Consider the following 17813-nt stretch of genomic DNA (forward strand, 5'->3'; position numbering starts at 1 on the left):
GGCCTTTTTCGTTTCACGCGGCGATCAGGCCGAAGCCGGCTGGGCGCTGCGCTTGTTGCTGGAGGCGGCTTCCAGGGCCATGGCTTCCATGGCCTCCTGGATGGCGCGCTTGCGGCGCTCTTCGGCCTTGCGGCTGAAGTACCAGGCCAGGAAGGTGAACAACGACACACTCAGCAGGATCAGGCTGGCGACGGCGTTGATCTCCGGCTTCACACCCAGGCGCACGGCGGAGAAGACCTCCATCGGCAGGGTGGTGGAGCCGGGACCGGAGACGAAGCTCGCCAGCACCAGGTCGTCCAGGGACAGGGCGAAGGACATCATCGCGCCCGCCGCCAGGGACGGCGCGATCATGGGGATGGTGATCAGCAGGAACACCTTCCACGGGCGCGCGCCCAGGTCCATGGCCGCTTCCTCGATGGACAGGTCCAGCTCCCGCAGGCGCGCCGACACCACGATGGCCACGTAGGCCGAGCAGAAGGTGGTGTGGGCGATCCAGATGGTCACCAAGCCACGCTCCTGGGGCCAGCCGATCAGTTGCGCCATGGCCACGAACAGCAGCAGCAGGGACAGACCGGTGATCACCTCAGGCATGACCAGCGGCGCGGTGACCATGCCGCCGAACAGCGTGCGGCCGCGGAAACGCGGGATGCGGGTCAGCACGAAGGCCGCCAGGGTGCCCAGCGCCACCGCCGCGATGGCCGTGTAGAAGGCGATCTCCAGGGAGCGCATCACCGAGGTCATCAACTGGGTGTTGTCCAGCAGGCCGACGTACCACTTGATCGACCAACCGCCCCAAACCGTCACCAGCTTGGAGGCGTTGAAGGAGTAGATGACCAGGATGACCATCGGCAGGTAGATGAACAGCAGACCCACCCACAGCATCAGGTTGGAGAAACTGAAGCGCTTCATACCTTGCCCTCCAGTTCCTTGGCCTGGTTACGGTTGAACAGGATGATCGGGACGATCAGGATCGCCAGCATCACCACCGCCAGTGCGGATGCCACCGGCCAGTCGCGGTTGTTGAAGAACTCCTGCCACAACACCTTGCCGATCATCAGCGTCTCCGGTCCGCCGAGCAGTTCGGGGATCACGAACTCGCCCACCACCGGGATGAACACCAGCATGGAGCCGGCGATGATGCCGTTCTTGGACAGCGGTACGGTGATTTTCCAGAAGCTGTTGAAGTTGCTCGAACCGAGGTCGGCAGCGGCTTCCAGCAGGCTGAGGTCGTGTTTGACCAGGTTGGCGTACAGCGGCAGCACCATGAACGGCAGGTACGAATAGACCACGCCGATGTACACCGCGAGGTTGGTGTTGAGGATCTGCAGCGGCTCGCTGATGACCCCGATGGTCATGAGGAAGCCGTTGAGCAGGCCGTTGTTGCTGAGGATGCCCATCCACGCGTAGACGCGGATCAGGATCGCGGTCCAGGTCGGCATCATGATCAGCAGCAGCAGCACGGTCTGCGATTCCTTGCTGGCGCGGGCGATGGCGTAGGCCATCGGGTAGCCGATCAGCAGGCAGAGCAGGGTGCTGACGAAGGCGACTTTCAGCGAACCCAGGTAGGCCGCCAGGTAGAGGTCGTCCTCGTTCAGCATCAGGTAGTTGCCGAGGTTGAGGGCGATCTGCAGCTGGTTGTCGACCCAGGTGTAGATCTCGGTGTACGGGGGGATGGCCACGTCCGCTTCCGCGAAGCTGATCTTCAGCACGATGGCGAAGGGCAGCAGGAAGAACAGGAACAACCAGAGGAACGGGACCCCGATAACCACATGCCGGCCCGTGGGCAGGCGCTTCTTTATGCTGGATATTTTCATGACCGCAGCACCACCCCGCTGTCGTCCTCCCACCATACGAAGACTTCATCGTCCCAGGTCGGCCGGGCACCGCGACGTTCGGCGTTGGCAACGAACGACTGGACGATGGAGCCGCCCGGCAGTTGCACGTAGAACACCGAGTGGCCGCCGAGGTAGGCGATGTCGTGGATCTTGCCGCGGGACCAGTTGTACTCGCAGGTGGGCTGCTCGGTGGTGACCAGCAGCTTCTCGGGGCGCAGAGCGTAGGTGATGCGCTTGTCCTGCACGGAGGTGGTCACGCCGTGGCCGACGTAGATCGGGCGCTCCAGTTCGGCGCAGGCAATCAGGGCATGGTCCTCGGCGTCATCCACCACTTCGCCGTCGAACAGGTTGACGTTGCCGATGAACTCGCACACCAGGCGGCTGATGGGGGTCTCGTAGATGTCCACCGGGCTGCCGATCTGCTCGATGCAGCCCAGGTGCATGATGGCGATGCGCTGGGCCATGGTCATGGCCTCTTCCTGGTCGTGGGTGACCATCACGCAGGTCACGCCCACGCGCTCGATGATTTCCACCAGCTCCAGTTGCATCTGCGAACGCAGCTTCTTGTCCAGGGCGCCCATGGGCTCGTCGAGCAGCAGCAGCTTGGGTCGCTTGGCCAGGGAGCGGGCCAGGGCCACGCGCTGGCGCTGGCCACCGGACAACTGGTGCGGCTTGCGCTTGGCGTACTGGGTCATTTGCACGAGCTTGAGCATCTCGTTGACCCGCTCTTCGATCTCGGCCGCGGGCAGGCGATCTTGTTTGAGTCCGAAGGCGATGTTCTGCGCGACAGTCATATGCGGGAAGAGCGCATAGGACTGGAACATCATGTTGATGGGACGCTCATAGGGCGGCATGTCGGTGATGTCGACGCCGTCCAGGTAGATGCGCCCCTCGGTCGGCCGTTCGAAGCCTGCGAGCATCCGCAGCAGGGTCGACTTGCCCGAACCCGAGCCCCCCAGGAGGGCGAAGATCTCGCCCTTGTTGATGGTCAGCGAGACGTCGTCGACCGCGAGGGTCTCGTCGAACTGCTTGGTTACCCGGTCGATCTTGACCAGCACCTCTTTGGGTTGCTGGCCGCCCTCGAGGGCTTTCTTGTAGGCGCCGGAGGCTATAGCCATTACCACACACTCCCAGATTCTTGCTTAGCCGGCCATTATGGCCGGTCGCGTTCAGTACTGCCTGAAAGGCGCGAGCCATTCATCCTGGTTCGCCCTGCGCCCGCTTGTGTAGGCACCGCACGCTCCCTGCCGCGCGGCACCCCTGTTATCACTTGCCCGATTTCACCTTGGTCCAGGTGCGGGTCATCAGCCGCTGGACCTTGGGCGGCAGCTCTGCCGATACGTAGAGCTTGTCCAGGACCGCTTGTGGCGGATAGACGGACTCATCAGTCCGCACTTCCTGCTTCATGAATTCGCCGGCCTTGGTGTTGGGGTTGGCATAGCCGACGCTGTCACTGACCTGGGCGATCACTTCGGGACGCAGCAGGTAGTCGATGAAGGCGTGGGCCTCCTTGACGTTGGAGGCGTCGGCCGGGATGGCGATCATGTCGAACCAGAGGTTGGCCCCTTCCTTCGGGATGGCGTAGGCGATCTTCACGCCCTTGCCGGCTTCCTCGGCGCGCGCGGCGGCCTGGAAGATATCGCCGGAGAAGCCGGCTGCCACGCAAATGTCGCCGTTGGCCAGGTCGCCGATGTACTTGGAGGAATGGAAGTAGGTGATGTAGGGACGCACCGCCATCAGCTTGGCCTCTGCCTTCTTGTAGTCGGCGGGATTCTTGCTGTTGGGGTCCAGGCCCAGGTAGTTGAGCATGGCCGGCAGCATCTCGTCGGCCGAGTCGAGGAAGGCGACGCCACAGCTGCTGAGCTTCTTGATGTTCTCCGGCTCGAAGAGCACCGACCAGGAGTCGATCTTGTCGACGCCCAGCGCGGCCTTGACCTTCTCTTCGTTGTAGCCGATGCCATTGGTGCCCCAGAGGTAGGGGACGGCGTACTGGTTGCCGGCGTCGTTGGCCTCCAGCCGCTTGAGCAGCACGGCGTCGAGGTTGTCCCAGTTCTTCAGCTGGCTGCGGTCCAGTTTCTGGAAGGCGCCGGCCTTGATCTGCTTGCCGAGGAAGTGGTTCGAGGGGACGACGACGTCGTAGCCGGTGCGGCCGGCCAGCAATTTGCCCTCGAGGGTCTCGTTGGAGTCGAAGACGTCGTAGACGGGGCGGATACCGGTTTCCTTCTGGAAATCGGTCAGGGTGGTCTCGCCGATGTAGTCGGACCAGTTGTAGATGTGCACCGTCTGCTCTGCCTGGGCCTGGCTGGCCAGGGTCAGGACGGCAGCGGTGATCAGGGTTTTGCCGAAGGAAACTCGCACACTTCAGTCCTCTTGTTTGCCGGGCCACCCGCGCACAGGCACAGGTCGGCGGTTCTTGGGTTGGGGGCTCAACGCCCGCTCTTTATCCGGGTCCAGTCACGGGTCAGCCAACGCTGTATTTCGCGGGGGCGTTCCCTGGCCACGTAAAGCTTGGCCATCACATCCGACGAAGGGTACACGCCGGGGTTTTCACGCACGCTGGCATCCACCAGCGCCGTCGCGTCCTTGTTGGCATTGGCATAGGACACATGGTTGCTGATGCTGGCGATCACATCGGGCCGCATCAGGTAGTTGATGAAAGCATGGGCCTCCTCGACGTGCTGGGCGTCCCGGGGGATGGCGAGCATGTCCGCCCACATGGCGGTGCCTTCCTTGGGGATCACGTAGCGGACCTCGTCCTGGCGTCCGGCTTCCCGGACACGGGTGGCAGCCTGGAGCATGTCACCGGAATAGCCGAAGGCGATGCAGATGTCACCATTGGCCAGGTCAGCGATGGACTTGGATGAGTGGAAGTAGGTCACCGAGGGACGGACCTGCAGCAGCGCAGCAGTGGCTTTGTCGAAGTCGGGCCGCTTGTGGCTGTGGGGTGACATGCCCAGGTAGTTGATCATCTGCGGGATGACTTCGTCACCGGTATCCAGCAGCGCGACGCCACAGGCATGCAGCTTTTTCACCACGGCAGGATCAAAGAGCAGCGCCCAGGAATCCAGGGCCGCGTCGTTGCCGAGGATGGCGCGGACCTTGTCGACGTTGAGGCCGATGCCGTTGGTCCCCCACAGGTAGGGGACGGAGTATTCGTTGCCCGGATCACCACTGGCCAGGCGCTCCAGCACGGCAGGATCGAGGTGGGCGAGGTTGGGCAGCTTGGACTTGTCCAGCTTCTGGTAGGTGCCAGCGCGCACCTGCTTGGCCAGGAAGTGGTTGGTGGGCACCACCACGTCGTAGCCGGAATGGCCGGTGGCGAGCTTGCCGTCGAGGGTTTCGTTGGAGTCGAAGACGTCGTAGATCACCCGGATGCCGGTCTCCTTCTGGAAGTTCTCCAGGGTGCCGGGGGCGATGTAGTCCGACCAGTTGTAGACGCGCACCACTCGCTCTTTCGCGCTGACGGCGGACATGAGGAGGGCGCTGGCCAGCAACCCGTACAGCCAGGGACGTTTTCGCATGAGCGATCCTCTCGGGGATGACCGTCCCCCAGCTCAGCCGGGGGACGGGGTACGACGGCTTACTTGCCCGACTTGATGGTGGTCCAGGTACGGGTCATCACGCGCTGCACCTTGGCCGGCAGGTCCGGGAAGGCGTAGAGCTTGGCCATGGTTTCCGGGCTCGGGTAGATGCCCGGGTCGGTACGGATCGCCTCATCCACCAGCGGGGTCGCGGCGGCATTGCCGTTCGGGAACTGCACGACGTTGGTGATCTCGGCCATGATCTCTGGCTTCATGATGAAGTTCATGAAGGCGTAAGCGGCGTCGGGGTTGGCGGCATCGGCGGGGATGGCAACCATGTCGAAGAAGGTGCCGGCGCCTTCCTTCGGAATGTTGTAGGCGACCTTCACGCCACCCTTGGCCTCTTCGGCGCGGGACTTGGCCTGGTACACGTCACCCGAGTAGCCGACAGCCACACACAGGTTGCCGTTGGCCAAGTCGGAGATGTACTTGGAGGAGTGGAAGTAGGTGATGTGGGGACGGATCTTGAGGAACAGGGCCTCGGCTTCCTTCAGCTCCTTCGGGTCCTGGCTGGTGGGCTTGTAGCCCAGGTAGTGCAGGGCGATGGGGAGGATCTCGGTCGGCGAGTCGAGGAAGGAGACGCCGCAGGACTTCAGTTTCTCGATGTTCTCGGGCTTGAACAGCAGGTCCCAGGAATCCACCGGGGCGTTGTCACCCAGGACGGCCTTGACCTTCTCCGGGTTGTAGCCGATGCCGATGGAGCCCCACATGTAGGGGAAGGCGTACTGGTTGCCCGGGTCGGACACTTCGACGGTCTTCAGCAGGTTCGGGTCCAGGTTCTTCCAGTTCGGCAGCTTGGACTTGTCCAGCGGCTGGTAGACCTTGGCCTTGATCTGCTTGGCCAGGAAGTTGTTCGAGGGCACCACGATGTCATAACCGGATTTGCCGGCCAGGAGCTTGGCTTCGAGGGTCTCGTTGGAGTCGAAGACGTCGTAGACCACCTTGATCCCGGTTTCCTTGGTGAATTTCTCCACGGTGTCCGGGGCGATGTAGTCGGACCAGTTGTAGACGTGCAGCACCTTGTCTTCTGCCTGGGCCACGCCGGCCACAGCGCCAGCCAGCGTCACGGCGAGCAGGGTCTTGCCGAAGGTTTTGAACATGCGGGTAGCTCCGTTTGTTGTTTAAGTGTCCGAGCGGCGTCGTAACCGAATACGCCACCGCCCGGTGAGCCTGGCCAACGCACTGGCACAGTCTAGGGTGGGGGGCGGTGCTTACAACAGCTCGCGGTAGCGATTGTTTGCAAACTCGCCCATTTGCTCAACCCAGAACTGCACTCGCGGTGAGGTCAAGGCACTTGCGAGCCTTGGTCACCAGTTCGTCGATCTCGTCCTTGGTGATCACCAGGGGGGGCGAAATGATCATCGTATCGCCCACCGCCCGCATGATCAGGCCATTGCGGAAGCAGTGCTCGCGGCACTGCATGCCCACGCCCAGGTCGTTGAAGCGCTCGCGGGTCTTCCTGTTCTTGACCAGCTCGAGTGCGCCAACCATGCCCACTCCACGCGCTTCGCCGACCAGGGGATGGTCAGCCAGCTCCTGCCAGCGTTGCTGCAAATAGGGTGCCGTTTCCGCCTTCACCTTCTCGACGATCTTCTCGTCACGCAGGATGCGGATGTTCTCCAGGGCCACGGCGGCGGCCACCGGGTGACCGGAGTAGGTGAAGCCGTGGTAGAACTCGCCGCCCTGGTTGAGGACCTCGACGATCTCGTCACGGACGATCACCCCGCCCATGGGGATGTAGCCGGAGGTCAGGCCCTTGGCGATCGGCATCAGGTCCGGGGCGTTGCCGTAGTACTGGCTGCCGAACCATTCGCCGGTACGGCCGAAGCCGCAGATCACTTCGTCGGCGATGAACAAAATGTCGTACTTGGCAAGGATCTCGCGGATCTTCGGCCAGTAGGTTTCCGGCGGGACGATGACGCCACCGGCGCCCTGGATGGGCTCGGCGATGAAGGCAGCGACGTTCTCCTCGCCGACTTCGAGAATCTTCTTCTCCAACTGCTCGGCCGCCCAGACACCAAACTCGGCCGGGGCCATGTCGCCGCCCTCGCCGTACCAGTAGGGCTGGGGAATGTGCACGATGCCGGGGATCGGCAGGTCGCCCTGTCCATGCAGGGCCTTCATGCCGCCGAGGCTGACGCCAGCGACGGTGGAGCCGTGGTAACCATTCCAGCGGCCGATCACCACTTTTTTCTCAGGCTGGCCCTTGGTCGCCCAGTAGTGACGGACCATGCGCAGCACAGTGTCGTTGGCCTCGGAGCCGGAGCCGGTGAAGAACACGTGGTTCATGCCTTCGGGCGCCAGTTCGGAAATGGCCTTGGCCAGCTCGATGGCCGGCGGGTGGGCGGTCTGGAAGAACAGGTTGTAGAAGGGCAGCTCGCGCATCTGGTTGGCCGCGGCCTGCACCAACTCCTCGCGACCATAGCCGACGTTCACGCACCACAGGCCGGCCATGCCGTCCAGGATCTTGTTGCCTTCACTGTCCCAGACGTAGACGCCTTCGGCCTTGGTGATGATGCGGGCACCCTTGGCATTCAGCGCCTTGTAGTCGGTGAAGGGCGGCAGGTGGTGGTCACGGCTGAGGGCCTGCCACTCAAGGGTCCTTGGATTGGTCACTTGGCTGTTCATTTCCATACCTCGTTAAACACTCTTCGGCGACGCCGGCCTTCACGGCCGGCGTGCCGGTTCCTGATCAGACGGAGAGCAGCAGGAACTCACGTTCCCAGGAGCTGATCACCCGTTTGAAGTTTTCGTGCTCGGCACGTTTCACGGCCACATAGGCCTTGATGAACTTGCTGCCCAGGTACTTCTCGATCTCCCGGCAGGATTCCATCCGTTCCAGTGCTGCCTCGATGGTCAGCGGCAGGCGCAGGTTGCGACGCTCGTAGCCACGACCCTTCACCGGCGCGCTCGGCTTCACGCCTTCCACCATCCCCATGTACCCGCACAGCAGGCTGGCCGCGATGGCCAGGTAGGGGTTGGCGTCAGCGCCGGCCAGGCGGTTCTCCACGCGGCGATTCTGCGGGCCTGCATCCGGCACGCGCAGACCGACGGTGCGGTTCTCCTCGCCCCATTCCACGTTCACCGGCGCCGAGGTGTCCGGCAGGAAGCGACGGAAGGAGTTCACGTTCGGGGCGAACAACGGCAGCAGTTCGGGGATGTACTTCTGCAGGCCCCCGATGTGCTGGAGGAACAGATCGCTCATCGAACCGTCATCGTTGGAGAAGACGTTCTTGCCCGTCTTGATGTCGATCACGCTCTGGTGCAGGTGCATGGCGCTGCCCGGCTCGTCGGTGATCGGCTTGGCCATGAAGGTGGCGGCCACGTTGTGCTTGAGGGCCGCCTCGCGCATGGTGCGCTTGAACACCAGGATCTGGTCGGCCAGGTCCAGGGCATCGCCGTGACGGAAGTTGATCTCCATCTGCGCCGGGCCTTCCTCATGGATGAGGGTGTCCAGGTCCAGGTCCTGCGTCTCGCACCAGTCGTACATGTCCTCGAACAGCGGGTCGAACTCGTTCGCCGCATCGATGGAGAAGGACTGGCGGCCGGTTTCAGGGCGGCCGGAGCGGCCCAGCGGGGCCTGCAGCGGGAAGTCCGGGTCGTCGCAGCGCTTGGTCAGGTAGAACTCCATCTCAGGCGCGACGATCGGCTTCCAGCCCTTGTCCGCGTAAAGCTTGAGCACCTTCTTCAGCAGATTGCGGGGCGACAGCTCGATGGGGTTGCCCTGCTTGTCGAAGGTGTCGTGGATGACCATGGCGGTGGGCTCGATGGCCCAGGGCACCAGGTAGACGGCCTTCTCGTCCGGGCGGCAGAACATGTCGATGTCCGCCGGGTCGAGCAGGTCGTAATAGATGTCGTCCTCGACATAGTCGCCGGTGACGGTCTGCAGCAGCACACTCTCGGGGAGGCGCATGCCCTTCTCGTCGAGGAACTTGTTGGTCGGCGAGATCTTGCCGCGCGCAATGCCGGTAAGATCGCTGATCAAGCATTCAACTTCGGTGATTTTGCGTTCTTTCAGCCAGCTGGTGAGCTGGTCGAGCTTGGTAGTCATAAAGACCTCAGGGTTTGAGAGCCTCGACTGGAATAGCCGGGCTCAGCGTTGCCCCGCCCTCTCCCTGCAAGCCTCACCAAAGGCCTGGAAGATGGCGAGATATACGGAGTTGGAGCGAACCTGCCACTCGGGGTGCCACTGTACGCCGAGTGCGAAGGACCTGGCGCCTTCGACCGATACGGATTCGACCAATCCGTCGGGCGCCAGCGCTTCAACTCGAAGGCCGGGCGCCAGACGTTCAACACCCTGGCCGTGGATGGAATTGACGAGAAACTCGCCCGGCACACCGAGGCCGGTGAGCACGCCACCCGGTTGCACGGAGACCGGGTGGCGCGGTGCGTACTGGACTTCGAGCGGCTGGTCTTCAGGCTCACGGTGGTCCATGAAACCCTCGACCTCATGCACCTTCTGGTGCAACGAGCCGCCGAAGGCCACGTTCATTTCCTGGAAGCCCCGGCAGATGCCCAGCACCGGCACGCCACGCTCGACTGCAGCACGCAGCAACGGCAGGGTGATGGCATCGCGTTCGGGGTCATGGAGGGTGCCGGGCGCACTGGCCGGACCGGAATAAAGATGAGGTTCTACGTTGGAAGGCGAACCGGTGAACAGGAGTCCGTCTAGACTCTCCAGCAGGGCATCGATGTCCAGAATATCGCCCAGTGCCGGAATGATGAGAGGAATACCGCCAGCCCCAAGAGCTACTGCCCGAAGATATTTGTCACCTGCAACATGGTAGGGATGTGGACCGATCTGCTTGGTGCAAGCGGTTACGCCGATCAACGGCAGGCGAGACATGGGGCACCCGTTTTATTGCTGTTATGGGTTTTGGCCGAGCTTAGCGTTGTTCATTTTTTTACACAATAGGGCTGTAAAAAATTGAACACACCCCACTGGACGCCGCGCCAGACATGGCTCCGAGCAGGGCCAAGATGCCCTGAAACGCCCCAAAATTGGCCATCGAGCCCTGCTTTAGGGCAAAATACGGCGCTATTGACATCCAAGGGGCTTTTCGATTGACTCAACCCCTAGTCAATACGTGATTGATATTTTTAACAAGAAAGGTGTTGCATCATGTCGGTACCCCCGCGTGCCGTTCAGCTTCAAGAAGCGAACGAGTTCCTTAAGGAACATCCTGAGGTCCAGTTCGTCGATCTCCTGATCGCAGATATGAATGGAGTGGTTCGAGGCAAGCGAATCGAACGCGCCAGTCTCCACAAGGTCTACGAAAAAGGCATCAACCTCCCCGCCTCCTTATTTGCTCTCGACATCAATGGCTCCACCGTCGAAAGCACTGGCCTCGGCCTGGACATCGGCGATGCGGACCGCATCTGCTATCCGATCCCCGGCACCCTGTGCGATGAGCCCTGGCAGAAGCGCCCCACCGCGCAACTGCTGATGACTATGCACGAAATCGAAGGCGAGCCGTTCTTCGCCGACCCGCGTGAAGTCCTGCGCCAGGTCGTGGAGAAGTTCGACGAGATGGGGCTCGCCATCTGTGCCGCGTTCGAGCTGGAGTTCTACCTGATCGACCAGGAGAACGTGAACGGTCGCCCACAGCCGCCGCGCTCTCCGATCTCAGGCAAACGCCCGCAGTCCACCCAGGTCTACCTGATCGACGACCTCGACGAGTACGCCGACTGCCTGCAGGACATTCTCGAAGGCGCCAAGGTCCAGGCCATCCCTGCCGACGCCATCGTCAAGGAAAGCGCCCCCGCCCAGTTCGAAGTCAACCTGCACCACGTGACCGACGCCCTCAAGGCGTGCGACTACGCGGTCCTGCTCAAGCGGTTGATCAAGAACATCGCCTACGACCATGAAATGGACAGCACCTTCATGGCCAAGCCCTACCCGGGCCAGGCGGGCAACGGCTTGCATGTGCACATTTCCCTGATCGACAAGAAGACCGGCAAGAACATCTTCGCTGCCGATGATCCCGAGCAGAACGCCGCCCTTCGTCATGCGGTCGGCGGTGTGCTCGAGACCATGGCCGCCTCGATGGCCTTCCTCTGCCCCAACGTCAACTCCTACCGCCGCTTCGGCGCACAGTTCTACGTGCCGAACGCGCCGAGCTGGGGTCTGGATAACCGCACCGTGGCCGTTCGCGTGCCCACCGGCAGCTCCGATGCGGTGCGCATCGAACACCGCGTAGCCGGTGCCGACGCCAACCCGTACCTGATGATGGCGGCCATCCTGTCCGGCATCCACCACGGCCTGACCAACAAGATCGAGCCCGGTGCGCCCATCGAAGGCAACTCGTACGAGCAACTGGAGCAGAGCCTGCCGAACAACCTGCGCGACGCCCTGCGCGAGCTGGATGACAGTGAAATCCTGGCCAAGTACATCAGCCCGGACTACATCGACATCTTCGTCGCGTGCAAGGAAAGCGAGCTGGAGGAGTTCGAGCACTCCATCTCCGACCTCGAATACAACTGGTACCTGCATACCGTGTAATCGAGTCCAGAAACGCCGGCCCCAGGGCCGGCGTTTTTTTGCCTGCAATCTGCCGCCCGGCGCCTGGCATGGGCAGTGGAAGACGCGCAAAGGCCCGAGCTAGAGAGGCCCAGGCGCTGATGTGAATCAACCTGCTGAACTTCATGCCGCCGCACAATGCTGCGCCATCCACCAGGGAGGACTCCATGCCCCGCTTCCTCGCCCCAATGCTGCTCGCGTTGCTGCCGACCCTTGCCGCCGCCGACGAGAGCATCCGCGTCTACAACTGGAATGACTACATCGCGCCCCAGGTCCTCAAGGACTTCGAGCAGCAGACCGGCATCCGTGTCGACTACCACACCTTCACCAGCGCCGAAGAGCTGCTCAAGGTCATCGACAGCGGCGAAGCGGTCGACGTGGTGGTGCCCTCCCACAACAACCTTCCCGAGCTGATCCGCGCCGGCAAGCTGCAGCCGCTGGACCTCGCCCGCCTGCCCAACCGCAAGCACCTCGACCCGCAACTGATGAGCAAGCTCGCTGGCGTCGACCCCGACAACCGCTACGCCGTGCCCTACCTGTGGGGCGCCGTCGGCCTCGCCGTGAACGGCCCGCAGGCCGAGAAAGCCTTCGGCGGCCCGCTGCCCAACAGCTGGGCCGTACTCTTCGACCCCGAACAGAGCAAACGCCTCTCCAGCTGCGGGATGAGCGTGCTGGACGCCCCGGACGAAGCCCTCTCCGTGCTCATGACCTACCAGGGCCGCAGCCTCGCCCGCACCGCGCCCAGCCGCCTCAAGCGCTCGGCCGAAGTCCTGGCAGGCCTGCGCCCGAACCTTCGCTACATCGACAGCGAGCGCTACATCGAAGACCTCAACAAGGGCCACCTGTGCGTCGCCATGGCCTGGGTCGGCGACGCCCTGAACGCCGCAGCCGCCGGCCAGCCGGTGCGCTTCGTGGTACCGGATGAGGGCTCGGTGCTGTTCATCGACAACCTGGCCATCCCCAAGAGCGCCAACCGCGCCGACCTGGCCCACCGCTTCATCGACTTCCTGATGCAGCCCGAAGTCGCCGCCCGGATCACCAGCGAAACCCTCTACCCCAACGGCAACGTCGACTCGCGCCAGTTCCTCGACCCCAGCCTGCGTGACCAGCCCGGCCTCTACCCGGACAAGGAGACCAAGCGCCGCCTGTTCGCCCTGGAGCCGCTGCCCGAGAAGCTCGGCGCCACCCGCGACGAAATCTGGACCGCCTTCCGCGACGGCCGCTGAGTCACTCAGCCCAGGCAGTCGCGCAGACCACACTCCAACGCTTCACGCCCGGCAAACCCCTGCCGGGCGATGAACACCAGTTGCGAACGTTCGGCCCGCTCCACCATCACCTCGAACTGGCTGCGTCCGCCCACCTGCTGCAGCCAGAGGCTCTCCTCCCGTCCGGCCAACCGTATGCAGCCCTTGATGCGGAAGACCTCCGCCGGCACCTGCCCCAGCCAGGCCTGCAGGCGCGCCCCGTCGAAGCGCTCGCCACTGCTCCACAACCAGCTTTCGAACAGATCGGTATGGGCCACGCCCACCACCGGCACCAACCCCGGCGTCCGTAGCGCCGGCTCCAGCCACAGCGCCTCCGGCAGGTCGGCCTGCACCCCGACATGCACCAGCGCCCGCCCCGGCAGGGCCTGCCGCACGGCGGCCAGGGCGGCCTCGTCCACCAGGTCCGCCTTGTTCAGCAGCAGCACATCGGCCGCTGCCAACTGGGCGCGGGCCAGGCGTGCGTAGTCGCCCTCAAGCTCCAGGTGCCGCGTGGCGTCCACCAGGGTGATCACCAGGTCCAGCCGCAGCAGACCGCGCAACTGTGGATAACCCAGGGTCTGCACGATGCGCTGCGGGTCGGAAACACCGCTGCACTCGATGACGATGCGCTCCAGGCGCGGCGAGAGCTGCGCCAGGCTGGCCAACTGCGCCAGCAGGTCCTCCTGCACCGTGCAGCAGATGCAGCCGTTCTGCAGGCTGTACACCGCATCGGTCACCTCGGCCACCAGCGCCGCATCGATGTTCAGCGCGCCGAAATCGTTGACGATCACCGCCAGCCGGCTGTCCCCAGCCTGCCGCACCATGCGGTTGAGCAGCGTGGTCTTGCCTGCCCCCAGAAAGCCTGCCACCACCGTGACCGCGATGCGCTCAGCCATCCTGGCGTGCCCCCGACTCGATCACCGGCGGCTCGCCACGCCACACCGCCTGCAGCCCCAGGCCCACCAGCGCCTCGCCCCGGTCGTACACCAGTTGCCCCTCGACGAAGGTCAGCAGCACCTGGGTGCGGTGAATGTAGTTGCGCGCCGGCTGGGCGAACAGGTCGCGGTCGAGCACGATCAGGTCCGCCGCCTTGCCCACTTCCAGGCTGCCAGTGCTGGCCTCCAGCCCCATGGCGAGCGCCCCGTTCAGGGTGGCCACCCGCAGAGCCTGGGGCAGGCTGATGGGCTCGCCGAAGCAGGCCGGGTCGTCGTTCCAGGGGTTTTGCCGGGTCACCATCGTCTCCAGCGCCAGCCAGGGATCGATGGACGCCACCGGCCAGTCGGTGCCGAACACCGCCGTGCCGCCGGCCTCCAGCACGCCCTTGAAGTCGTAGATGCGCTTCAGCCGCTCCTGGCCGTAGCCCGAACGCGCGCCACTGGCGAAGGGCGTCGGGTACCAGGCCGCCGGGGAGAACTCGGCGATCACCTGCAACGCCTGGAAGCGCGCCAGGTTGCCCGGGTGCAGCAACGTGCTGTGTGCACACTGGTGGCGCACCCCGCTGAAGCCGTTGCGCCGCCGTGCCTCCGCCACCGCATCGAGGAACACGTCGGACGCGCCATCGCCGGTGCAGTGGGCGATCACCCGGATGCCCCGGCGGTCCATGTCCACCAGCATGTCGGTGATGTGTTCCGGGGTGAGGTTGAGCTTGCCGCGCCAGTCCGACTCGTTCGGCCAGGGCGTCAGCAGGAAGGAGGAGCGCGGCTCCACCGTGCCGTCGAAGTGGAATTTCACCGCGTTGGCGCTCAGCCGGGCGCTGCGGTAGTAGTGGCGCTCGCCGGCCAGCAGCTCCCAGCGCCGACGCACCGGGAAGATGTCGTCCTGCCAACTGATCGCCGCCTCGATGCGCACCGTCAGCTCGCCGGCATCATCCAGCGCCTTCAGCGCCTGCAGACGGTGCTCGCAGACGTGCACGTACTTGCTCGCCGTGACCCCGCGTGAACTCTGGAAGTGCACGCCGTCGCGGTAGGCCCGGCGCAGCACCGCCACCGGGGTGGGCGGCATGGCGGCGTGGATCATCGCGTAGGCGCCGTCGATCATCAGCCCGGTGGGCTCGCCGGTCAGCGGGTCGCGCTCCAGGTAGCCGTTGCGCGGGTCGGGGGTATGGCGGTCGATGCCCGCGAGCTGCAACGCCTTCGAGTTCACCATCATCGTCCCCCACATGCGGTCCAGCAGCGCCACCGGGCGGTCCGGCATCACTGCATCGAGCCAGGCGCGGCCGGGCACCAGGCCCGCCTCGCGGAAGGTGTAGCGCACCCAGTACTGGCCGTGGATCCAGCCAGCGCCGGGGTGGGCATCGGCATAGGCGCGGATCGCCGCCGCCAGTTGCTCCGGCGTCGGGTCTTCCAGGCCAACGTCAAGGTCGTCGCTGTAGCGCGGCGCCAGGGCCAGGTCCGGGTGGGTGTGCATGTCGTGCAGGCCGGGCATGCAGAAGGCGCCGTCGAGGTCATGCACGCGGGTCTGCGGGCCGCGCAGCACCTGCACGGCGGCACGGCTGCCCACGGCCAGCAGGCGCCCCCCGCCGATGGCCACCGCCTCGGCCCAGGGCTGCGCCGGGTCCTGGGTGTAGAAGCGGCCGTTGTCGAGGATCAGGTCGGCGAAATGGCCCGTGGCCGAATGGGTCGAGGAGAAGTTGTCGGCGTCAGTCATGGCGGCACCTTGTGATTTTCGGGCGTGGCCAGGCCCGGCGCGCGAACGCACCGTGAGCCTGGTTAGGTCAGGAATTGCGGTGGGTCAGCGCGAGCGTTGCAGGCGCTGGATAAAGCCGGCGATGCGACGGCAGGCTTCCTCCAGCTCGGTATCGGAGACGGTGAACGAGAGCCGCACGAAGCCCCGGCAACTGGCGCCGAAGGCTTCGGCATCGAGCACCGAGACACCGGTCTCGCGGAACAGCCGCCAGGCGAAGTCCATGCCCGAGAGCCCCGTCTCGCGCACGTCCACCAGCATGAACATGCCCGCCTCCGGCACCTTGCAGCGCAGCAGCGGCACATCGGCGAGCCCCCGCACCACCAGGTCACGGCGCCGCCGGTAGGTCTCGCGGGCTTCGCCAACCACTGTCTCGTCCAGCTCCAGGGCCTTCAGCGCGGCAGCCTGGATGAAGCCCGGCAGGCCGTAGATCATGCACAGCATCAGGTTCTCCAGGTGGCCGATCAGTGCCGGCGGCGCCACCACCCAGCCCACCCGCCAGCCGGTCATGGCGTGGGTCTTGGACAGGCTGTTGAGCACCACCGTGCGCGCCGCCATGCCCTCCAGGCTGGCGATGCTGCGGTGGCTGCGCTCGTAGGTGAGCTGCCCGTACACCTCGTCGGAAATCACCCAGAGGTCATGACGACGGGCCACCTCGGCCACCGCCTGCAGCTCCTCGGCGGTGTAGACGTTGCCGGTGGGGTTGTTCGGCGTCGCCAGGGCGATGCCCCGGGTGCGCGGCGTGAGCACCGCTTCCAGGGCCTCGGCTGTGAGGCGGAAGTCGCCCTCCGCCGGCTGCGGGATGCTCACCAGGCGGGCGCCGGAGGCCTGGATGCTGGCGGCGTAGGTCAGGTACATCGGCTCCGGCACCAGCACCTCGTCGCCGGCCTCGAACAGGCACAGCGCCGTAGCGAACAGGCCGTTCTGCGCCCCGGCGACCACCGCCACCTGCTCGGCACCCACCGGGATGCCCAGCAGCCGGCGCTGCTTGGCGGCGATGGCCTCGCGCAGGGCAGCACGGCCGATCACCTCGGTGTAGTGGGTGTCGCCCTGGGCCAGGGCCTCGACGGCCGCCGCGCGGATCGGCTCGGCGGTGGTGAAGTCCGGGTCGCCGATGCTCAGCACGATGGCGTCCTCGCCGCGCGCCTGGGCGGCACAGGCCGCGTAGTGGATGTCCCAGGCGCTGACGGTCTCGCCGCTGATGCGCCCGACCAGGGATGAATACTTCATGCATGGCTCCTTGGGGTCCGGGTCCATGGATTCAGGCCTGGCGCTGCGGCGTACGGCCGATGCGCGCGAAGCCCTGTTCGATGAGGAAGGCGAGGACGATGTACACCACCGCCACCACCAGCAACGGCTCGTACACCTTCAGCGTCTGCGCGCGCACCAGGTTCGCCGCCCCCAGCAGGTCGGTCACCGCCACGGTGGAGGCCAGCGCCGTGGACTTGAGCAGCATCACGCTCTCCCCGGCCAGGGCCGGGCGCAGCATCTGCAGGGCCCGCGGCATCCACACCCGCCGCAGCACCTGCCCGGGTCGCATGCCGTAGGCCCGCGCCGCCTCCAGCTCGCCCCGGGGCACCGCCCGCAAGCCACCGCGCAGCACCTCGCCGACATAGGCCCCCACGCTCAGGGTCAGGGCCAGCGCCACGTACCAGAAGCCCTCGCGCAGGTAGGGCCAGAGCAGGCTGTGGCGGATCAGCGGGAAGCTGGCGAACACGCTGCCGAGGCCGTAGTAGAGGATGTAGATCTGCACCAGCAACGGCGTGCCTCGCAGCACGCTGGTGTAGAACCGCGCCGCGCCGGCCAGCAGCGGGTTGCGGGCCAGCCGCGCCAGGGCTACGGCAACGGCGAGCAGGAAGCCGAAGACCGCCGACACCAGCAGCAGCTGCACCGTCAGCAGCACACCACGGGAAAGCTCGCCGATGAAACCGTCCAACCAGGAAAAGTCCAC

General features: G+C 64.9%; 15 protein-coding genes. 2 read left to right on the forward strand and 13 right to left on the reverse strand.

Annotated elements, in window-relative coordinates:
- Positions 1-24: 24 nt before the first annotated feature.
- From A9G05_RS02410 to A9G05_RS26335, 9 genes are all read right to left on the reverse strand, one after another.
- Entirely contained in the window at positions 25-909 is an 885-nt protein-coding gene (locus A9G05_RS02410) for an ABC transporter permease subunit (RefSeq protein ID WP_069559464.1), read from the reverse strand.
- Positions 906-1787 carry an ABC transporter permease subunit gene (locus tag A9G05_RS02415; protein WP_165666353.1) on the reverse strand — a complete coding sequence of 294 codons (882 nt, stop codon included), beginning with the start codon at positions 1785-1787 and terminating at the stop codon, positions 906-908. Before A9G05_RS02415 ends, A9G05_RS02410 begins: the two co-directional genes overlap by 4 nt.
- Positions 1788-1810: 23 nt before the next feature.
- Positions 1811-2953 carry an ABC transporter ATP-binding protein gene (locus A9G05_RS02420; protein WP_069559466.1) on the reverse strand — a complete coding sequence of 381 codons (1143 nt, stop codon included), beginning with the start codon at positions 2951-2953 and terminating at the stop codon, positions 1811-1813.
- A 148-nt stretch (positions 2954-3101) separates the two neighbouring features.
- The gene (locus A9G05_RS02425; RefSeq protein WP_069559467.1) at positions 3102-4193 is read right to left on the reverse strand and encodes a polyamine ABC transporter substrate-binding protein; all 1092 of its coding nucleotides are present in this window, start codon (positions 4191-4193) and stop codon (positions 3102-3104) included.
- A 68-nt stretch (positions 4194-4261) separates the two neighbouring features.
- A complete protein-coding gene (locus A9G05_RS02430; protein WP_069559468.1) occupies positions 4262-5356 on the reverse strand; it encodes a polyamine ABC transporter substrate-binding protein in 1095 nt (364 codons plus the stop codon).
- A gap of 59 nt (positions 5357-5415) precedes the next feature.
- The gene (locus tag A9G05_RS02435) at positions 5416-6516 is read right to left on the reverse strand and encodes a polyamine ABC transporter substrate-binding protein (protein WP_069559469.1); all 1101 of its coding nucleotides are present in this window, start codon (positions 6514-6516) and stop codon (positions 5416-5418) included.
- 157 nt (positions 6517-6673) lie between these two features.
- Complete coding sequence (locus tag A9G05_RS02440) at positions 6674-8044, reverse strand: aspartate aminotransferase family protein (RefSeq protein ID WP_139131063.1); 1371 nt, start codon at positions 8042-8044, stop codon at positions 6674-6676.
- 64 nt (positions 8045-8108) lie between these two features.
- Positions 8109-9467: a glutamine synthetase family protein gene (locus tag A9G05_RS02445; RefSeq protein WP_069559470.1), complete on the reverse strand. Its 1359-nt coding sequence runs from the start codon at positions 9465-9467 to the stop codon at positions 8109-8111.
- Between the two features lie 42 nt (positions 9468-9509).
- Positions 9510-10262 (reverse strand): gamma-glutamyl-gamma-aminobutyrate hydrolase family protein, encoded by a 753-nt coding sequence (locus A9G05_RS26335; RefSeq protein WP_083265493.1) that lies wholly within the window; start codon positions 10260-10262, stop codon positions 9510-9512.
- Between the two features lie 276 nt (positions 10263-10538).
- Here A9G05_RS26335 and A9G05_RS02455 point away from each other — a divergent pair, with 276 nt between their 5' ends.
- Both A9G05_RS02455 and A9G05_RS02460 read left to right on the forward strand, forming a co-directional pair.
- Positions 10539-11918, forward strand: coding sequence for a glutamine synthetase family protein (locus tag A9G05_RS02455; protein WP_069559472.1), 1380 nt, complete (start codon positions 10539-10541; stop codon positions 11916-11918).
- Positions 11919-12103: 185 nt separating this feature from the next.
- Complete coding sequence (locus A9G05_RS02460) at positions 12104-13162, forward strand: polyamine ABC transporter substrate-binding protein (RefSeq protein ID WP_069559473.1); 1059 nt, start codon at positions 12104-12106, stop codon at positions 13160-13162.
- A gap of 5 nt (positions 13163-13167) precedes the next feature.
- Here A9G05_RS02460 and A9G05_RS02465 read toward each other — a convergent pair whose 3' ends face one another.
- The 4 genes from A9G05_RS02465 to A9G05_RS02480 all read right to left on the reverse strand — a co-directional run bounded on the left by A9G05_RS02465 (position 13168) and on the right by A9G05_RS02480 (position 17813).
- The gene (locus tag A9G05_RS02465; RefSeq protein ID WP_069559474.1) at positions 13168-14076 is read right to left on the reverse strand and encodes a GTP-binding protein; all 909 of its coding nucleotides are present in this window, start codon (positions 14074-14076) and stop codon (positions 13168-13170) included.
- Positions 14069-15826 (reverse strand): amidohydrolase, encoded by a 1758-nt coding sequence (locus A9G05_RS02470; protein WP_069559475.1) that lies wholly within the window; start codon positions 15824-15826, stop codon positions 14069-14071. Before A9G05_RS02470 ends, A9G05_RS02465 begins: the two co-directional genes overlap by 8 nt.
- An 84-nt stretch (positions 15827-15910) precedes the next feature.
- Positions 15911-17092 (reverse strand): pyridoxal phosphate-dependent aminotransferase, encoded by a 1182-nt coding sequence (locus A9G05_RS02475; protein ID WP_069559476.1) that lies wholly within the window; start codon positions 17090-17092, stop codon positions 15911-15913.
- Positions 17093-17123: 31 nt separating this feature from the next.
- Complete coding sequence (locus A9G05_RS02480) at positions 17124-17813, reverse strand: ABC transporter permease subunit (protein ID WP_044402190.1); 690 nt, start codon at positions 17811-17813, stop codon at positions 17124-17126.

This window comes from Pseudomonas sp. ENNP23 (assembly GCF_001728945.1).
Lineage (GTDB): Bacteria > Pseudomonadota > Gammaproteobacteria > Pseudomonadales > Pseudomonadaceae > Metapseudomonas > Metapseudomonas otitidis.

What these genes read in the sequence shown, in the direction of transcription:
- A9G05_RS02410 (WP_069559464.1), bottom strand. Translation starts at nt 909, where the DNA reads ATGAAGCGCTTCAGTTTCTCCAACCTGATGCTGTGGGTGGGTCTGCTG.
- A9G05_RS02420 (WP_069559466.1), bottom strand. Translation starts at nt 2,953, where the DNA reads ATGGCTATAGCCTCCGGCGCCTACAAGAAAGCCCTCGAGGGCGGCCAG.
- A9G05_RS02430 (WP_069559468.1), bottom strand. Translation starts at nt 5,356, where the DNA reads ATGCGAAAACGTCCCTGGCTGTACGGGTTGCTGGCCAGCGCCCTCCTC.
- A9G05_RS02435 (WP_069559469.1), bottom strand. Translation starts at nt 6,516, where the DNA reads ATGTTCAAAACCTTCGGCAAGACCCTGCTCGCCGTGACGCTGGCTGGC.
- A9G05_RS02440 (WP_139131063.1), bottom strand. Translation starts at nt 8,044, where the DNA reads ATGAACAGCCAAGTGACCAATCCAAGGACCCTTGAGTGGCAGGCCCTC.
- A9G05_RS02445 (WP_069559470.1), bottom strand. Translation starts at nt 9,467, where the DNA reads ATGACTACCAAGCTCGACCAGCTCACCAGCTGGCTGAAAGAACGCAAA.
- A9G05_RS26335 (WP_083265493.1), bottom strand. Translation starts at nt 10,262, where the DNA reads ATGTCTCGCCTGCCGTTGATCGGCGTAACCGCTTGCACCAAGCAGATC.
- A9G05_RS02455 (WP_069559472.1), top strand. Translation starts at nt 10,539, where the DNA reads ATGTCGGTACCCCCGCGTGCCGTTCAGCTTCAAGAAGCGAACGAGTTC.
- A9G05_RS02460 (WP_069559473.1), top strand. Translation starts at nt 12,104, where the DNA reads ATGCCCCGCTTCCTCGCCCCAATGCTGCTCGCGTTGCTGCCGACCCTT.
- A9G05_RS02465 (WP_069559474.1), bottom strand. Translation starts at nt 14,076, where the DNA reads ATGGCTGAGCGCATCGCGGTCACGGTGGTGGCAGGCTTTCTGGGGGCA.
- A9G05_RS02470 (WP_069559475.1), bottom strand. Translation starts at nt 15,826, where the DNA reads ATGACTGACGCCGACAACTTCTCCTCGACCCATTCGGCCACGGGCCAT.
- A9G05_RS02475 (WP_069559476.1), bottom strand. Translation starts at nt 17,092, where the DNA reads ATGAAGTATTCATCCCTGGTCGGGCGCATCAGCGGCGAGACCGTCAGC.